Here is an 18,483-nt window from a genome sequence, read left to right on the forward strand (position 1 = left end):
CACATCGTTAATTTCAAATTTTATCTAACAATTCCTAGCCAGTTGAGTTGTTTCAGGTTATAAAGACATTATAAAATTTTAGATGGCTAGATAGCTGAATAACACATTGGGTATAATATTTATGCCACTATTGCGAAACCTCTTCAATGGAAATAAAAATGAAACAAGATACTAAAATAGTCAATGCAGGTCGAAGTGAAAAATGGACTCAGGGGGTCGTTAATCCCTCAGTAACTCGCGCATCTACCGTGGTCTTTAATACCGTTGCTGAGATGAATAATGCCGTGGCTAATCGACATAACCAAACGATGGTCTATGGTCGTCGTGGTACGACAACATCTTTTGCTTTTAGTGATGCGATGACAGAGTTAGAAGGCGGAGCGGGCTGTGCATTATACCCATCAGGTACTGCTGCGATAACTAATGCCATTTTAGCTTTTGTTAAACAGGGCGACCATATTTTAATGGTTGATAGTGCTTATGAGCCAACCCGTGATTACTGCGATAAAATATTAGCAAAAATGGGGGTTAGTACTACTTATTATGATCCTATGGTGGGTGGAGATATTGAATCTCTAATTCAAGATAATACTCGCCTGATCTTTTTAGAATCACCGGGGTCTATTACCATGGAGGTGCAAGATGTTCCTGCAATCAGTGCGGTTGCCCACAAACATGATTGTATCGTTATGCTAGATAATACGTGGGGAGCTGGTATTAACTTTAAGCCGTTCGACTATGGTGTTGATGTGAGTGTACAAGCTGCTACCAAATATATTGTCGGTCATTCAGATGTTATGTTGGGTACCGCGACCGCTGTTGAAAAATATTGGCCCCAATTAAGAGATTACAGTTATTTGATGGGGCAATGTACTTCACCTGATGATTTATACCTAGCGCTACGTGGTATCCGCACGCTTGGCGTGAGATTAAAACAACACCAACAAAGTGCAATTAAAGTAGCGCAATGGTTACAAGAGCGTCCAGAAGTTGCTAAAATTTTACATCCAGCGTTTGATTCTTGTCCTGGGCATGAATTTTTTCAACGCGATTTTGAAGGCTCTAATGGCTTATTCTCTTTTGTACTTAATTGTGGCAATAAAGCAGCATTGACTGAGTTCTTAGATGGTTTGCATCATTTTAAAATGGGGTATTCATGGGGGGGCTTTGAAAGCTTAATCTTAGGTATTACCAATGTAAATGCAATTCGCAGTGCGACAACATTTGATTGTGAGTATCCCTTAATAAGACTTCATATCGGTTTAGAAGATGTTGACGATTTAATTGAGGATTTATCAAAAGGGTTTGACCGATTTAATCAAGTGCTTGCTAACTCATAAGGTACTATTGGTGGGTTTCAATGTTAGCTAAATTGCACATTACTATCTAAGTAATGTGCAATTATGTTACTAATACTTTTTACTATCGGGCTCCTGTCTCTAGGTGATATTTGTCAATGTCATCTTCAAAGAAAAATAGTTACTAACTTATGCTTTTCTTATGCCATTACCGCTGTAGCAATAATTGTTAATAATTTATATATCAGATGAAGAAAGTTTTACCACATAGAATAAGCAGTCATTTATCGCAGTGTTTTTATTGGTTGTTGCCTTAAATAAGCGTAAATTATGCAGGCATACCAATTGATTTTCACGCGCATAAAAGTATTCGTTGAGTACGTTTTTACCACTTTTATCAATAAGCTGTAGATTATCCAAACCATTACCATCAATCCAGCCAATCATGTCGTCTTGGTGTGCACTGCCGAAGTTAAAGCACTCAATATTGTCTTTAAGGGTTACTCCGCTATACCCCTCATCATGCTGGGCATAAGATAACTTCACTTCTTTCTTTAATTGCAACCTAAGAGGACGATAGATGACTTCTACAGGCTTCTCTTGATGTATATAGCCTATACTATCACATTGAGCAACCTGACTAATCCCTGAAAAGGCAATTTCATGCGCTTGTTCATCTTTGCAACCACCGCACTCAATTGTAATAAAAGGACAGTCAAAGTTTTGCTCCATTATCGAACCCATGCTTAAATCCGATAAAATCAGCGTTTGGCAAAAAAGTGATGCTAATGATAATGTTTCTGTGGTCACTACTGAGCTAATAGCAAAGGTAGGGCCAGAGCTTGAGGAGTTGTGCAGATCAATCACCATTTCAGGAGCAACTTCTCTGATCGCTTGTTCAATCAATGAAGCTCTTTGGTAATAACCTTTGTGTTCATCATCTTGGCATTTGAATGACGAGTCTTTACCAAAACAGCGATTAATATCGATACCGCCGCTGATGAAACGCTGACTAAATAATGGCTTACTCGCTGCGGCCTCTACGGAACAGATAATAAACCGTAAATTGGTTGTCGGCTTATCTTCGGGTAATATTTCAGTTAAGTAGCGATGCATAGCAATGATGCCAGACGGTTCGTTACCATGCAGTAACGCAGTAAATACTCGACATTTTCCGTGATCCTTCCCTGATATATCAATGACCGTTGGGCCAGTCATTGATAGTAGAAACTGTTCATAATCAGCATGTAAATCTTGCCATGTCGGATCTTTTAAGTAATTGATTTCGCTAAAATCTATATCCATGATGCTGCCTAAGTAATTTTTATTGATGTACATTTCCATTCTGAATGGTAAGGATGTCACACTTGCAGCAACTACCGTGTTGATTAAGGTCAATAAATTGTAGTAAAGAGATGATTTATATTTATTTGGCGGTAAACTAACAATACATTTGTAATAAAATTAAATAGAGATACTAATATGAGTGAAGAAACCATTTTTTCTAAAATAATTCGTCAAGAAATCCCCACACCATTGTTATATCAAGATGAATTAGTAACCGCGTTTAGGGATGTTGCACCACGTGTTAATAGCCATATACTTATTGTTCCCAATAAACACATTGCAACGATTAATGATGTGACGAGTGACGATGAAATAACCTTAGGTCGTATGATTACGGTTGCTAAAAAATTGGCCAAAGAAGAAGGGATTGATGAAAAGGGCTATCGATTAATCATTAATTGTAATCATGATGGTGGACAGGAGGTTTATCACATCCATATGCATTTATTAGGTGGCCAGCCATTAGGAGCTATGTTGTCTATATAGCAAAATGCTCAGTTGATTTAGGCAACAATTATGCGATAAGTCGCTAGATAACTAAGGTCAAAGACAATGTAATCATTTAATTTTTAGCGCATACTTCGTTATAGCATCAATTAATTGGTTATTTTTGTGAATTGGAAAGAATTACTAGAAAATAGAAGTCGTTTGTTTTGGCTAGTCCATACCGCGGGGTGGTTTGGTTTTGCCTTTGTGCATTACCTTGGCTCATTACAACATGACTCACGAGATATCTTCGTGGTAATAATCTTTCTAAATGCATACGCTGGATGGTTATTTACTGTACCACTACGTTATATATATAGAAAAGCATGGAACTTTCCCCCGGTAAAGATTGCATTAGTCGTAATTCTTTCTTCATATTTTACTGGGGTATTGTGGCAAATAGTTAAAAATATCAACTATTGGGAAATTTATAAACATGGTTATGAGCCAGAATTTTGGTATATGTACACTCAATCAACTTTGGGGTCTTTTTATATTATTCTAAGTTGGAGTGGGCTCTATTTTGGTAGTAAATATTATCAAATGCTTCAGGTAGCAAAACAGAATGTTTTAAAAGCAAATACAGTTGCTCATCAGGCGCAACTTAAAATGTTGCGCTATCAACTTAATCCTCATTTTTTGTTTAATACCCTTAATGCCATTTCCACGCTGATATTGATAGAAGAAAATAAAACAGCGAATACCATGGTTACTAAACTCAGTGAGTTTTTACGCTATTCACTCGATAAAGATCCAATGAAGAAAGTAACATTGGAATCTGAAATGCATGCATTACAGTTGTATCTAGCCATAGAACAAGTCCGCTTCGAAGATAGGTTACAACTTGATTTTCAAATAAATGATAGTTGTCAGCAAGCGCTTGTTCCCAGCATGATTTTACAACCATTGGCTGAAAATGCGATAAAACACGCAATTGCTGTTCAAGAACATGGTGGTAGTATTACTATTGCGGTGAATCGATTTGCAGATGATTTATTGATAGAAGTTGCAGATAATGGTCCAGGAGCCGATATTATTGATGGAAACTTGCATCGCGAAAGTGGTGTCGGTCTTGCCAATACCCGTGAACGTTTACAAGCCTTGTATAATGAAAAATTTTCGTTAGTTGTTTCCCATAACCAGCCATCAGGTGTTAAAGTAAATTTGCGTATGCCATTTCAACTAAAATAACGTTAAATAGACATTGTGTTGCCTGACTTGAGCATACCGTAACATCCATGAGAACCATATAATTAGGGATTTTTTATGTCACTATCAACCATAATTGTTGATGATGAACCGTTGGCACGTAAAGGTTTAGCAATACGTTTAGCAGCACATGATGATATCAACGTTATTGAACAGTGTAGTAATGGGAGGGAGGCACTTGAAGCGATACGTGCTTATCAAGTTGACCTAATGTTCCTTGATATACAAATGCCTGGTCTTAATGGATTTCAGGTATTAGAAAGTATAATCGAGCAGAGCTTAGCAATGCCTGTAGTCGTTTTTGTGACTGCTTTTGATCAATATGCGTTAAAAGCCTTTGAAGTACACGCACTAGATTATTTATTAAAACCAGCTGATGAAGAAAGGCTGGAGCAAACTATTGATAAAATACATCACTACTTTAAAAGTAGTGCTGATACTGCCCACAAGTCTAAGTTAGTTCGTTTAGTCAGTGATGTAACTGGTAATGATTATCAGCAGATATTGACTGAATTGGATAATGATCAAGAACTGACAATATCTAGTTATTCTGATGTATTAGTCATTAAAGATGCTGGCGAAGTGAATCGTGTTCCGGTAAAAGATATACTTTGGATTGATGCCGCAGGTGATTATATGTGTGTACATACCTTGGAAGATAAGCAAAATTCTAAGCAAGAAAATACCTATATACTTAGAAAAACTATGAAAGAATTAGAGGCCTGCTTAGACCCAAAACAATTTATTCGCAACCATAGATCAACCATAGTTAACAAAAAAATTATTGATAAATTTTGTAGCCAAGTAAATGGTGAATACTTTTTAGTATTGAAAAATGGTAAAGAGCTAAAAGTGAGTCGCAGTTATAAAGATAAGGTAAAACAAGCCGTTAATAACTAATAAACTGACTTTGGGTTAGCAAAATTAAAACGGAAAATAACAAAGGCCATATGTTGAAAACATATGGCCTTTTTAATCTTAAAAACAGTGCTATTTTTATAAGAACCCTAAGGTTACTTAAGATGCTTTTTACTTACCGTTAAAATCTTCAAAGTATTTGAAGCACCAACGGTTTCCATCATATCACCATGGGTTAAAATAAGTTTATCGCCCACAGTTAAGTCAATTTTATTACTAACTACTTTGAGCATTTCATCAGATAAATGGTCATTAGTTACGTAAGTTGAATCAAATTCAATCGGATAAACACCACGATATATTGCCGTCTTATTCAATGTTTTTGCATGACGAGATAATGAAAATATAGGTAAACCAGAGGTAATACGTGACATTAACTTACTTGTTTGACCTGATTCGGTTAAAGAAATAATCGCTTTAACACCCGCTAAGTGATTGGCAGCGTACATAGCTGAAAGGGCAATGGTTTCTGACACTTCACTAAAAGTAAGCTCCATTCTATGGTTTGAAATGTTGACCGAACGATGTTGCTCTGCGCCAACACAAACATTAGCCATTGCGGTTACCGTTTCAATAGGATATTTACCTGCAGCCGTTTCAGCTGATAACATGACTGCATCAGTACCATCTAATACCGCATTTGCTACGTCCATCACTTCAGCACGTGTTGGCATAGGCTGCTCAATCATGGTTTCCATCATTTGAGTAGCTGTAATAACAACACGATTTAATTGACGAGAGCGATTGATAATATGTTTTTGTTTACCAACGAGTGCAGCATCGCCAATTTCAACGCCTAAATCTCCTCGCGCTACCATCACAACATCTGAGGCTAAGATAATGCCATCAAGAATTTCTTCATCATTAACGGCTTCAGCACGTTCAATTTTAGAGACCAAACGAGCATCGCAGCCAGCTTCTTGTGCAAGTAAACGCGCTTCACGCATGTCAGCTGCATCACGAGGAAAAGAAACGGCAAGAAAATCCACATTGATTTTTGCGGCTAATTTAATATCTTCTTTATCTTTAGCTGTAAGAGCCGGTGCAGTTAAACCACCACCTTGACGGTTTATGCCTTTATTATTTGATAATGGACCACCAACAGTAACTTCAGTAAATACAGATTTATCAGAGGTAGATAATACTTTTAATTGTACACGGCCATCATCAAGTAATAATATATCGCCAGTAGTAACATCTTGTACCAATTTTTTATAATCAATCCCCACTTTTTCTTGGCAACCTTCGCCTTTTTCTAAGGTGGCATCTAATTCAAATTTATCACCAATTGCTAATTTAATAGGGCCATTTTTAAAAGTAGAAACTCGAATTTTTGGTCCTTGTAAGTCACCTAAAATACCAACATAAACACCAAGCTCTTTTGCAATAGCTCTAACGTTATTAGCTCTATCTATATGGTCTTGTGGAATACCATGAGAGAAATTGAGTCTGACTACATTTACACCCGCAGTTAATACACTTTTTAAAATTTCTCGATCGTCGGTTGCAGGACCTAAGGTAGCAACAATTTTTGTTCTTCTAGGCATTTTAATCCTCTTATATTTTAAATTACGTTTATCTATTGTGTGAATGATGGTTGAAATACAGTTTCAAACATGAGTGATTGCTTGCTAGTCTTTTCTTTCGAAGCGTGAACTTCGCAAACTATCTTTTACTTTTTTCAGGTTATCTCTAAATTTGCTACCTCGTCGTAAAGTAAAGCCTGTGGCTAAAACGTCGATTAAGGCTAACTGCGCTATACGTGATGACATTGGCATATAAAGATCAGTATCTTCACTGACATCTACCGACAAGACTATGCTACATTCTTTAGCCAGTGGCGTACCTGTTGTAGTAATACCAATGACTGTCGCATCATTTTCTTTCGCTAAACTAGCAACTTCAACAAGTGACTTAGTGCGTCCAGTATGCGAAATAACTACCACGACATCGCCTTGACGACTATTTATAGCACTCATACGTTGCATTAATATGTCATCGAAATAAACAACAGGGACATTAAAGCGAAAAAACTTATTTTGTGCATCATGAGCGACAATCGCAGAGGCACCTAAACCAAAAAACGAAATTTTATTGGCTTGCGTTAATACATCGACACAGCGGTTGATATCATTAGCATCTAAACTTTTACGCGCTAATTCAAGACTGGCCATGGAAGATTCAAAAATCTTGGAAGTATATTCATCTGCTGAATCATTTTCGTCTACATGACGGTTTACATAAGGCGTGCCATTGGCAAGGCTTTGAGCTAAATGTAATTTAAAGTCAGGATATCCCTTTGTGTCCAAGCGACGACAAAAACGGTTAACGGTTGGTTCACTAATATTAGCTTGCTTGGCAAGTGCTGCAATACTTGAGTGAATAACTGTATTGGGTGACGCTAAAATAACTTCTGCTACTTTGCGCTCAGATTTACTGAGCATGTCTAGTTCGTTAGTGATCTTTTCTAATATATTCATTATGGTCTGATCCTAGCTCTTCTTTATCTACAATTTTAAACGATACTTCATTGAGAGCTCGTGTAAAACAATAGGCTAATTTGTCTATACTGTAATTTATTTTCTGCCTAAGGAACAGAAAAAATGAAATTTTATTTCATAAAATAAAATTTTTCATAGTAAATAGCGGCAAAATACCATGTTTCTTCTGCTTAAATAATACTGTGTTACAAGGGTGTTAGGTGATTTGAAGCTGTTGTTTGCTATAATTAACCTAAAGACTAAGAAATAGATATAATTTTAATTTATGTAGTAAAATTACAAAAAAGTTCTTTACTGTCAACTAAACAAGCGCTAAATTAGGGCTATATGTAGTTTAGTTACAATTAATTTTTACCGTTATCTCATGTGCTTTGACTGATGAGTAAAGTAATAAGTAACATTAAAGCAATAAATTTATATAAGAGAAATTCTATGAGTAATTTAGATTGTCAATCAGCTAGTGAAATTGTTATTTTTGGTGCTATGGGTGACTTATCTTGTCGTAAGCTACTGCCTGCATTATATCAATTAGAAGTCTGTGGTTTAATTAATAAAGATAGTCGAATTGTCGGCGCAGCAAGACAAGACCACACACTAGAAGAGTTTAGAAACGTTGTTGTAGACAGCTTAAATAAGTATGTTAAAGAAACGATTGATGAAACGGTACTGACACGATTTACCAACCGTTTGGTTTATCAGTCACTGGAGTTTAAAGATAGCAGTTCATTTAGTAAATTAAGTGACGCAATCGCGGGTGGCAACGAGACTCGCGTTTATTACTTTTCAACCCCGCCTGCTATCTATGGCGATATCTGCAAGGGGTTACACCACGCTAGTTTAATTACTGATGTTGATCGTGTTGTCATGGAAAAACCCATTGGTCATTCCCTAGAATCTTCAATAGCAATAAATAATCAAGTTTCAGAATACTTCAATGAGAATCAAACGTACCGTATCGATCACTACTTGGGTAAAGAAACAGTATTAAACCTATTGGTACTACGTTTTGCTAACTCACTTTTTACTAATAACTGGGATCGAAATAGCATTGATCACGTGCAAATTACTGTAGCGGAAAGTGTCGGAATAGAAGGACGTTGGGGGTTTTATGATGAAGCTGGACAATTGCGCGATATGGTTCAAAACCACCTATTACAGATTTTATCTCTGTTAGCCATGGAGCCACCAGCTGATTTAAGCGCTGATAGTGTACGTGCAGAAAAGCTAAAAGTTGTTAAAGCACTCAAAGCTATCAATCGCGAAAATATCAAAGATAAAGTAGTAAGAGGGCAATATGGCGATGGTTTCTTAAATGGTATTTCTGTTCCAGGTTATTTAAATGAAGAAGGGGCGAATGCTAATAGTAATACTGAAACATTCGTCGCGATAAAAGCAGAGATAGATAACTGGCGCTGGAAGGGGGTACCTTTTTACCTAAGAACAGGTAAGCGTATGCCTAAGAAACATAGTGAAATAGTCGTGCACTTTAAACAGCAACCACATAACATCTTTAAGGATAGTTATAGTGATTTACCAGCAAATAAATTAACTATTCGTTTGCAACCCGATGAAGGGGTTGAGTTACAAATGATGAATAAAATCCCAGGCATAGCAAGTCAAATGCGTATTCAAGAAAACAAATTAGATTTAAGTTTTTCTGATACTTATCACGATGAACGTGTTGTTGATGCTTATGAGCGTTTAATGTTAGAAGTGCTCAATGGCAATCAATCACTGTTTGTTAGTCGTGATGAAGTAGAAGCGGCTTGGGTTTGGGCAGATAGCATTATTGAAGCGTGGAATACTACTAATGAAGTACCTAAGCCTTATGCCGCGGGTTCATGGGGACCAGTTTCTTCAATATCGTTAATTGCGCGTGATGATCGTCAGTGGGTGGAATAACTATGTACAAAACAATAGAATTTAAAGCACGTAATGAATTAGATAATGCGTTAGCTGAAACGGTAAGTCATATTTTAGCTAAGGCAATTAAGGATACTGGCAAAGCAAGTATTGCCGTCTCTGGTGGCTCTACACCAAAAGGTTTTTTTAACCTGTTATCACAAAGTGATATTGATTGGTCAAAGGTAACAATTACCTTGGCTGATGAGCGTTGGGTTCCAATTGATAGTGAAGCAAGTAACACCCGATTAGTATATGAGAACTTACTGCAAAATAAGGCAAATACAGCCAAGTTTTTTCACCTCAAGCAGGGTGATGAATTAACCGATGAAACTCTTGCTGATTTAAATGTGGCAGCAAGAAAAACATTACTACCCCTGGATGTTTTGATTTTAGGCATGGGAGAAGACGGTCACACAGCTTCTCTATTCCCATGCAGTGCCGAAATCAATGTTGCTCTGGATGAAACTAATGATGCTGTATTGTTAAAGGTTCAACCTAAGACGGCACCGCACCAACGGATCAGTTTTACTTATGCTAGTTTAATCACCAGCAAAAACATCTTTCTTCACTCTTGTGGTGAAGCGAAGAAGACAGTATTAACAAAAGCCCTACTGGGTGATGATCCGTTTGAAATGCCTATCAGAGCATTTTTACAACACCCTAGCTTAAACACTCAAATTTTTTGGGCACCATAACTCACTTGTTGAATAAGATTAAGTATTAGACAACATAAAAGTATATAAGTTGAGAGAGTAAATGAAACAGCAAATAGTAGATATTACCGACAAAATCATTAAGCGTAGTGCTAAAACTCGAGCTGAATATTTAGCTAAAATTGATGCGGCAAAATCAAACACAGTACATCGAGCAAGTTTATCCTGTGGCAATTTAGCACACGGATTTGCGGCCTGCGGGAAAGATGACAAATCATCATTACGTGGCATAAACCATTCAGATATTGCTATTGTTTCAGCTTACAACGATATGCTTAGCGCTCATCAGCCATACCAGACATATCCAGACATTATTAAAGCTGCAGTGAAAGATGCTGGTGGTGTTGCGCAATTTGCTGCAGGCGTTCCTGCTATGTGTGATGGCGTTACCCAAGGCCAACCCGGCATGGACTTAAGCTTGATGAGCCGTGATGTCATTGCGATGTCAACCGCTGTAGGTTTATCTCACAACATGTTTGACGGCGCGTTAATGCTAGGTATCTGTGATAAAATTGTACCGGGATTATTGATCGCTAGTATGACGTTTGGGCATTTACCAACGGTATTTGTACCTGCAGGCCCAATGCCTTCTGGACTGCCAAACAAAGAAAAAGCACGAGTTCGTCAGCAGCATGCTAAAGGTGAAGTAGACGAAGCAGCTTTACTTGAGGCTGAATCAGCGTCATATCACTCTGCGGGGACTTGTACTTTCTTCGGTACGGCCAACTCCAACCAGCTTGTAGTCGAAGTGATGGGCTTGCATTTACCTGGTGCGTCTTTTGTGGCGCCGAATACACAATTACGTGAAGAATTAACCAAAGCTGCAGCTCGTCAAGCGACGCGTTTAACACAGCAATCAGGTAATTATATGCCGATTGGAAAAATGGTAGATGAGCGCTCGGTTGTTAACGCTATTGTTGCATTATTAGCAACGGGTGGTTCAACGAATCTAACCATGCACATCATTGCTTTTGCAAAAGCGGCAGGCATCATTATTAACTTCCAAGACTTTAATGATCTTTCTGAAGCTGTGCCACTATTAACACGTATATACCCTAACGGTCACGCAGATATAAACCAATTCCAAGAAGCGGGTGGTATGGCGTTATTATTCCAAGAGCTTATTGAAGGTGGCTTAGTGTTTGAAGATGTCGAAACGATCTGTGGTCGTGGCTTATCTCGATATACTAAAAAGCCAATTTTAGACAATGGTGAGCTTAAGTGGGTTGATTGCGTTGAAAAATCACTTGACGATGCCGTTATTGCAACGGTTGCTAAACCATTTAGTTCTCATGGTGGTTTACGTGTTATGAAAGGTAATTTAGGTGTTTCTGTTATTAAAACGTCGTCACTTAAAGAAAGTAGCTTGATAATTAAAGCCCCGGCGATTGTTTTTGAAGACCAACATGAACTACAGACTGCATTTGATGCAGGTGAACTAGAAAAAGACTTTGTTGCAGTGGTTCGTTTTCAAGGTCCAAAAGCACGTGGTATGCCTGAACTGCATAAATTGACGCCATTACTTGGTGTATTACAAGATAAGGGTTACAAAGTAGCGTTAGTGACGGACGGACGCATGTCTGGCGCATCCGGTAAAGTACCTGCTGCCATCCATTTATGTCCTGAAGCAGTTGATGGCGGTTTAATTGCTAAAGTTAATACCGGCGATATGATAAACCTCAATGGTGAAACTGGAGAACTTACCTTATTAGTTGATGAAGCAGAATTAGCATCACGTGACATAGCCCAATTTAAAGTCATTGGCCATCATCAAGGTATGGGGCGAGAACTATTTGGCTTTATGCGCCGTAACTTGAGTTCTGCCGAGACAGGTGCATGCTCGTTATTCGATTCATAACCAATAAGAACAGCTAACGTTTGAGGAGTTGAGTTTGACTCCTCAGTAGAAATTAATAAGAGAAAGAATTCAGCGTCTACTTTGCCTTTGAGGTAAGTATCGCCATGAAAATAAAGAGGAATTATGACAGTATCAAAAAATTGGCAAATTATGCCAAAGGAACTTTTCAGCATGGGACCTATTGTTCCAGTATTAGTCATTAACAATGTTGAAGAAGCGTTACCCATAGCTGAAGCTTTGTTGACAGCGGGTATTAAAGTTTTAGAAGTAACTTTACGCACGCCAGCTGCCCTTGATGTTATCAGCACGATTGCAAAAGAGCTACCTGAAGCGATTGTTGGTTCAGGTACAGTAACTAATCGCCAACAATTACAGCGATCTTATGATGCAGGCGCTAAATTTGCTATCAGTCCTGGTTTAACCAAAGACTTATTACAAGCTGGTAATGAGGGGAATATTGCACTAATCCCAGGTATCTCTTCTATTTCAGAACTGATGGATGGTGCTGATTATGGCTATGATCACTTGAAATTTTTCCCAGCCGAAGCATCTGGTGGTGTCAATGCGATTAAATCAATTGGTGGACCTTTCCCTGATATCCGTTTCTGTCCGACTGGTGGAATTAATTTAAACAATGTTCGTGATTATTTAGCCTTACCTAATGTTGTTTGTTGTGGTGGTTCTTGGTTGGTTTCAAATAACATTGTTGAAAATAAAAATTGGTCTGAAATAACCAAATTAGCAAATCAAGCACTAGCACACGTGAGGTAATTCGCTTGATAAGTTAATTAACAATCTTGTATTGATTAACCTGAACTCGATTTAAGAGATTTTTAAACCATTGAAATATAGGCACAAACTATTTTTATGAGTTTCTGGCTTGATAGTTTTTCTTAATTCAAGGCAAATTTCGCGTCAATAGCTGGTCTATTGCAAGTAAATTTAACGTAGAAGTTAGGAAAAATAGCTGCTAGTTAAACATTTGTTAAGCAGAGTTCAGCTTGATTATCAAAAAGGCCAATCATTTAAGCAATGATTGGCCTTTCTCTTTGAGAACTAAACGTTATCTAAAATGAGGTCTGTCTAACTTTTAGTGGTTATTTTGTGCTATTTTTAGACGTTCTGCCATTGATAAAGGTTCATCTTTACCTCTTTTGATTTCAACCTTTTCTGGCATCTTAGCTTTCTCGACCTTATGGTCACCTTTAAAAACAGATTTCATCATGTTCTTCATACCATTGAAGCTGTCTTTGGCCATCTTGTTAGCGTATTCAGCTTCTGGGTTAATCGCTTCTGCATGGTGAGTCTCTGCTTTTTTAGGCACATCTTTTTGAATCTTTTGTTCAGGCTCTTTAACGCTAACTTTAGCAGCTTCAGCTCGATTATAAGGTGTTGCTAGCTTTTCTTGTGCAAGTTTCGCCTTACTCACTAGAGAGCTGTCTTCAGAAGCTGATATTTTGCTTTGGTTACAAGAAGGCATAAATATATCATTTGAGCTCATTCTGCGATTAAAATCATTAACAACTTCAGTCATTTCATTTTCTGCAATATGAACAGCATCTTTAACTTGCGATAATTTTCGATTCAGACTTTTATGTTTCTTCTCGATATTATCAATTGCGTCTTTAACATTATCATTTAAGTTCTGTGTCAACGTTTTATAATTTTCAATTTGCTTTTCAAATTTCCCTAAAGAGGATTGACTATGATTTATGCTATCGCCAATTGACGTTAACTTTGAAGCTAGACGTTGTTTTTTAGCTAAAAATTTATCTGAAATTTCTTTTGGAATGAGAGGAGCTTGAACAGTCGCGGGAAGTACGTCAGTAAATTCACTAATACAGTTGACGGGTTTCCATTGAGTAAACGAAGGGTGCCAGCCATAAACATTTGGATTGCTAGCTAAATAATCTTTTGCTTCGTTTAAGTCTAAGGGGGCAGTGACTTCGCCATTATTTGAAAAAAACCATTTTTTCATCGTAAATACTCTTATCTGTTAACTTTAGTTTTTTGATTATTATGTCGCATTTGTTCATGGTAAAGAACTAATGAGTAGATTCTAATAATCAGTTTTAATTACGTTAGCTAGATTCTTCTGTAAAGCAGCATACTGCTCTTCAATTGTTTTAACTACTGCTTTAACTTCTTCTGTTAAATTATGCGCAATTTGGCCATAGTTATCTAACTCGGCATCTATTTCATATAAAGAGTCTGAAGTAATTTTAACCGTCTTATCTATACGATCTAATGTCGTTAATAATTCTTTTTCTTCACCGTTTAAATTATCGATCAATTCTTTTGGGATCGCTATTGGAGGTGGAGGAGGAGATATTGATACCTCAAACTCATTAATACAGCTGACAGGAACCCAATGAGTATACGAAGGGTGCCATGCATATAAATCTGGATTTTTTGAAATTAATTCGTTTGACTCTTTTAACCCTAAAGGACCTGTTACTTTACCATTGTCTGAAAAAAACCATTTTTTCATAATAATTATTACTCTCTATTAAAATCAGCTACGTTATTGTTAATTAAATAACGGCAACGACCTATCATATTAATTAACACCAAGCCCTTTACTTCCCTCCATTTAACGTTAGCCTTAGGCAACAGTCAAGCTATTTTGTTAATGGCAGGTTAAAGCCTTGCACAGCCATCATCAAGTGTACTGAAAAATGCAGTCACTTATAAATTAATTATAAAGAGATTATTGCCTGTGCATGCATAAATCTCGACTATAACGACTAATATTTAGACAAAAAAAAGCCAGTTATAAATCTTATAACTGGCTTTTAAATTTAGAGCAAATGTTAACTTATGGCTTAGTTGCCTGCGCACTACTGCGATTTACCACATCGGCAATAACAGCCGTTCTGCCTGAAGATTGATGAACCAGACGATCACTATCCGCCATAAAGGATGTCGGAATATCTTTAATTATTGTGATTGTTTCTGTCTTCGTCATCGGCGCCTTGGCATGACCAGATAGTCGGTTAGCTTTTTTTACTTGTCTTGCTAACTTTTTATCTTTAGGTGCGGATTTTTTGGTTGCAGGAGCAACTTTCTTCTTGGCTGGCTTTTTAACTGGAGCCACAACTTTTTCTTCTGTGGTAACGTTATTGTCGGCCGCTTTAGCATCTTCAGCAAGAGAAACAATTTCTGCATCTTGTGTAACCGCTTCAGTCTCAGATGTTGATACTTTAGTCTCAATATCCGTGTTGACTTTAACTTCAGGAGACGTTTCTGGCGTTATAACAGTATTTTCTTTTTGCTCTAACGGTAGTTCTTGCTGAACTTCAGTGACTTGTTCAGCAACACTTGAGGCAGAAACTTCTTCTTTGCTTTCAGATGTTAGCTGTTCTTTACTGTTATCTAACACTGCTTCAACAGCTTTAGTTTCAACAGCTTTGGCTTCAACAGCTTTAGTTTCAACAGCTTTAGTTTCAACAGCTTTAGTTTCAACAGCTTTAGTTTCAACAGCTTTGGTTTCAACAGCTTTGGTTTCAACAGCTTTAGTTTCAACAGGTGCAGGCTGTACTTGTTCGGCTACTGTGTCCTTAGTAACTTCTTCAACGGCAATTTCTGCTGGAGTAGATGCGGCTTTTGATTGCTCAATTGCTGCTTCGGCAATCGGAGTGGATTTTGCAGGATAACGCGCCTCTACTGATTCATCAGTTAGCACATTTTCAGTAGGCAATACCTGTTCTTGCTGTGTCGCTTCAGAGTTGTTTTCTGCATTATTACGACGACGACGTTGACCATTAGCTCTTAGATGTCTTGGAGAACGTCTATTGCGTGGTTTATCCTCGTTGTTTGATGCTGCTTCTATTGAAGGAGTATTTACTTTCACATTCTCAGCAGTCTCAACAGCCGCTAGTGTTTCAGTAGCCTTGATAACTTTATCTTTAGGCGCTATACGTACTTTTTTGCGATTATTTCGACGTTGACGACGCTCTGTATTTTTCTCTTCTTTAACAACTTTTTCTTTATCGACATTGTTGTTATTTTTACGAGGCTGTCTTTTCGGCTTATTCTGTTGCTCTTCATCACGATTTGAGCGATTACCTCTAATTTCATTCTCTTTATGAGAAGAGCGATTATTAGCACCTTCGCCATTACGATCGTTACGGTTACGATTATTACCGCGGTTATTACGACGTTTAGCTTGATGATTGCCACGTCTTTCCTGTGGCTTTTTAGTTTGCTGGCTTGTGCTTACTTCTTTGATCTCTTCTACGACTTCTTCAGCAACAAAAAGGCTCTTTAACCAACCAAAAAATCCACTAGGTTTTGTTTGTGTTGTTTCCGTAGTTCTTTCTGTTACTACTGGGGACTCTTCAGGTTTAGCGACACGAGTTGGTGCACTCATGCCCTGTATCAGAGGCTCATCACGTTTAGCAGCAGCTTTATCAAACTTAGGCATCTTAGCTTCTTCAAGCTCAGCTTGTTTCACCGGCACTTCATAACTTGCTTCTACGGTTGTTTCATCATTTTTAACACGCAAAACTTCGTATTGAGGAGTATCCATGTGTGGATTTGGAATGATCAAGACTCTTACATTATGATGTTTTTCAACATGCATAACTGAGCGTCGTTTTTCATTTAATAAATAGGTTGCAACAGGAACAGGTACTTGCGCTTGAACGTGCAAGGTATTTTCCTTAATGGCTTCTTCTTCCATTAAACGTAATATTGATAGTGCTAATGACTCAACCCCGCGTACATGACCGGTGCCATTACAACGAGGACATACGCCTTGGCTAGTTTCACCAATAGAAGGGCGCAAGCGTTGGCGCGACATCTCTAACAAACCAAAGCGAGATATTTTCCCTAATTGAATGCGCGCTCTATCTTGATGAACTGAATCTCGCATTCTGTTTTCTACTTCACGCTGGTGACGTACAGGTGTCATATCGATGAAATCAATAACCACTAGACCACCAAGATCACGTAAGCGAAGTTGGCGAGCAATTTCTTCAGCAGCCTCTAGATTGGTATTAAAAGCCGTTTCTTCAATATCACTTCCTTTAGTAGCGCGAGCTGAGTTGATATCAATAGACGTCATCGCTTCTGTAGGGTCAATTACGATTGAACCACCTGAAGGTAACCGCACTTCACGTTGAAATGCTGTTTCTATTTGAGTTTCAATTTGGTAGTGCGTGAATAAAGGCACATCGCTATTATAAAGTTTGATCTTATTTAAAAAATCAGGACGAACAACTTCAATGTGTTTTTTAACACTTTCAAATGTTTTAGGACGATCTATTAATACTTCGCCAATATCACGGCGTAAATAATCACGAATGGCACGTAAAATTAGGTTGGTTTCTTGATGAATTAAGAAAGGAGCAGGGCGACTGTTTCCTGCATCGCTAATTGCTTGCCAATGATGTAAAAGAACACTGAGATCCCATTTTAATTCTTCGTAATCTTTGCCTACACCAGCAGTTCTTACAATTAAGCCCATACCTTTAGGTAGATTTAATTTGCTCAATGAAGCTTTTAATTCAGTACGCTCATCACCTTCAATGCGGCGTGAAATACCACCAGCACGAGGATTATTTGGCATTAATACTAAATAGCTACCAGCAAGGCTGATAAAAGTAGTTAACGCAGCGCCTTTTTGGCCACGTTCTTCTTTATCAATCTGAACGATAACCTCTTGGCCTTCGTGTAATACTTCTTTAATGTTAGGACGGCCTTGGAATGTATAGCCTTTAGGGAAGTATTCGCGAGCGATTTCTTTCATTGGCAAGAAACCGTGACGGTCGGCACCATAATCAACAAAAGCGGCTTCTAAAGAAGGCTCAATGCGTGTGATTTTAGCTTTATAAATGTTTGATTTTTTTTGTTCATGACCTGGACTTTCAATATCTAAATCGTAAAGTTTCTGGCCATCTACTAGTGCTACGCGCAATTCTTCTGATTGGGTAGCGTTAATTAACATACGTTTCATAGTTTGTCGGACTCATTTTTAGTCACAACACACCGTTTGCTTAGGACACAAAGCAATCTGTTTTTCTGGTAACAGCAGCGTGTCAACCTCACGGTTGTCACGGTTAACCTGTCATAAAACCAGGTTAAGCTGTTATAAATTCTGATTGTTTTTTATATCACCGCCAATTATTTAAATAGGCAATGTTAATTTGTTTCTTTATGTGCTCAGCGTGTGTGCTGTGCAAAATACCAGCGTAATTGCTTCGGTATTATTTTATAATAATTGCTTTATGGTGCTGGGCTAATAA

The 18,483-nt window shown here is 37.8% G+C and carries 14 protein-coding genes; 8 read left to right on the forward strand and 6 right to left on the reverse strand.

The window, feature by feature from the left end:
* The first annotated feature begins 158 nt into the window (after window positions 1–158).
* Complete coding sequence (locus ND2E_RS08070; protein ID WP_150113763.1) at window positions 159–1,340, forward strand: cystathionine beta-lyase; 1,182 nt, start codon at window positions 159–161, stop codon at window positions 1,338–1,340.
* 195 nt (window positions 1,341–1,535) lie between these two features.
* On the opposite strand, the gene ND2E_RS08065 is transcribed toward ND2E_RS08070, so the two are convergent.
* Window positions 1,536–2,603 carry a M14 family metallopeptidase gene (locus tag ND2E_RS08065; RefSeq protein WP_033094438.1) on the reverse strand — a complete coding sequence of 356 codons (1,068 nt, stop codon included), beginning with the start codon at window positions 2,601–2,603 and terminating at the stop codon, window positions 1,536–1,538.
* 177 nt (window positions 2,604–2,780) lie between these two features.
* On the opposite strand from ND2E_RS08065, the gene ND2E_RS08060 reads away from it, so the two are divergent.
* The 3 genes from ND2E_RS08060 to ND2E_RS08050 all read left to right on the forward strand — a co-directional run bounded on the left by ND2E_RS08060 (window position 2,781) and on the right by ND2E_RS08050 (window position 5,240).
* The gene (locus ND2E_RS08060) at window positions 2,781–3,131 is read left to right on the forward strand and encodes an HIT domain-containing protein (RefSeq protein WP_033094439.1); all 351 of its coding nucleotides are present in this window, start codon (window positions 2,781–2,783) and stop codon (window positions 3,129–3,131) included.
* 126 nt (window positions 3,132–3,257) lie between these two features.
* Window positions 3,258–4,322 carry a sensor histidine kinase gene (locus ND2E_RS08055; protein ID WP_033094440.1) on the forward strand — a complete coding sequence of 355 codons (1,065 nt, stop codon included), beginning with the start codon at window positions 3,258–3,260 and terminating at the stop codon, window positions 4,320–4,322.
* Window positions 4,323–4,397: 75 nt separating this feature from the next.
* On the forward strand, window positions 4,398–5,240 hold the full coding sequence (locus tag ND2E_RS08050) for a LytR/AlgR family response regulator transcription factor (protein ID WP_033094441.1): 843 nt from the start codon (window positions 4,398–4,400) through the stop codon (window positions 5,238–5,240).
* A gap of 113 nt (window positions 5,241–5,353) precedes the next feature.
* On the opposite strand, the gene pyk is transcribed toward ND2E_RS08050, so the two are convergent.
* Window positions 5,354–6,805 carry a pyruvate kinase gene (gene pyk / locus ND2E_RS08045; protein WP_033094442.1) on the reverse strand — a complete coding sequence of 484 codons (1,452 nt, stop codon included), beginning with the start codon at window positions 6,803–6,805 and terminating at the stop codon, window positions 5,354–5,356.
* An 84-nt stretch (window positions 6,806–6,889) separates the two neighbouring features.
* The gene (locus ND2E_RS08040) at window positions 6,890–7,738 is read right to left on the reverse strand and encodes a MurR/RpiR family transcriptional regulator (RefSeq protein ID WP_033094443.1); all 849 of its coding nucleotides are present in this window, start codon (window positions 7,736–7,738) and stop codon (window positions 6,890–6,892) included.
* Window positions 7,739–8,191: 453 nt separating this feature from the next.
* Here ND2E_RS08040 and zwf point away from each other — a divergent pair, with 453 nt between their 5' ends.
* From zwf to ND2E_RS08020, 4 genes are all read left to right on the forward strand, one after another.
* On the forward strand, window positions 8,192–9,661 hold the full coding sequence (gene zwf / locus ND2E_RS08035; protein ID WP_033094444.1) for a glucose-6-phosphate dehydrogenase: 1,470 nt from the start codon (window positions 8,192–8,194) through the stop codon (window positions 9,659–9,661).
* A 2-nt stretch (window positions 9,662–9,663) separates the two neighbouring features.
* A complete protein-coding gene (pgl, locus tag ND2E_RS08030) occupies window positions 9,664–10,359 on the forward strand; it encodes a 6-phosphogluconolactonase (protein WP_033094445.1) in 696 nt (231 codons plus the stop codon).
* Between the two features lie 61 nt (window positions 10,360–10,420).
* Window positions 10,421–12,235 carry a phosphogluconate dehydratase gene (gene edd, locus ND2E_RS08025; protein ID WP_033094446.1) on the forward strand — a complete coding sequence of 605 codons (1,815 nt, stop codon included), beginning with the start codon at window positions 10,421–10,423 and terminating at the stop codon, window positions 12,233–12,235.
* Between the two features lie 123 nt (window positions 12,236–12,358).
* Window positions 12,359–13,006: a bifunctional 4-hydroxy-2-oxoglutarate aldolase/2-dehydro-3-deoxy-phosphogluconate aldolase gene (locus tag ND2E_RS08020; protein WP_033094447.1), complete on the forward strand. Its 648-nt coding sequence runs from the start codon at window positions 12,359–12,361 to the stop codon at window positions 13,004–13,006.
* Window positions 13,007–13,325: 319 nt separating this feature from the next.
* On the opposite strand, the gene ND2E_RS08015 is transcribed toward ND2E_RS08020, so the two are convergent.
* The 3 genes from ND2E_RS08015 to rne form a co-directional block, all read right to left on the reverse strand.
* Window positions 13,326–14,213, reverse strand: coding sequence for a DUF4339 domain-containing protein (locus ND2E_RS08015; RefSeq protein WP_033094448.1), 888 nt, complete (start codon window positions 14,211–14,213; stop codon window positions 13,326–13,328).
* An 81-nt stretch (window positions 14,214–14,294) separates the two neighbouring features.
* Window positions 14,295–14,726, reverse strand: coding sequence for a DUF4339 domain-containing protein (locus ND2E_RS08010; protein WP_033094449.1), 432 nt, complete (start codon window positions 14,724–14,726; stop codon window positions 14,295–14,297).
* Window positions 14,727–15,053: 327 nt separating this feature from the next.
* Window positions 15,054–18,194: a ribonuclease E gene (gene rne / locus ND2E_RS08005; RefSeq protein ID WP_033094450.1), complete on the reverse strand. Its 3,141-nt coding sequence runs from the start codon at window positions 18,192–18,194 to the stop codon at window positions 15,054–15,056.
* Window positions 18,195–18,483: the final 289 nt, after the last annotated feature.

This window comes from Colwellia psychrerythraea (assembly GCF_000764225.1).
Lineage (GTDB): Bacteria > Pseudomonadota > Gammaproteobacteria > Enterobacterales > Alteromonadaceae > Colwellia > Colwellia psychrerythraea_D.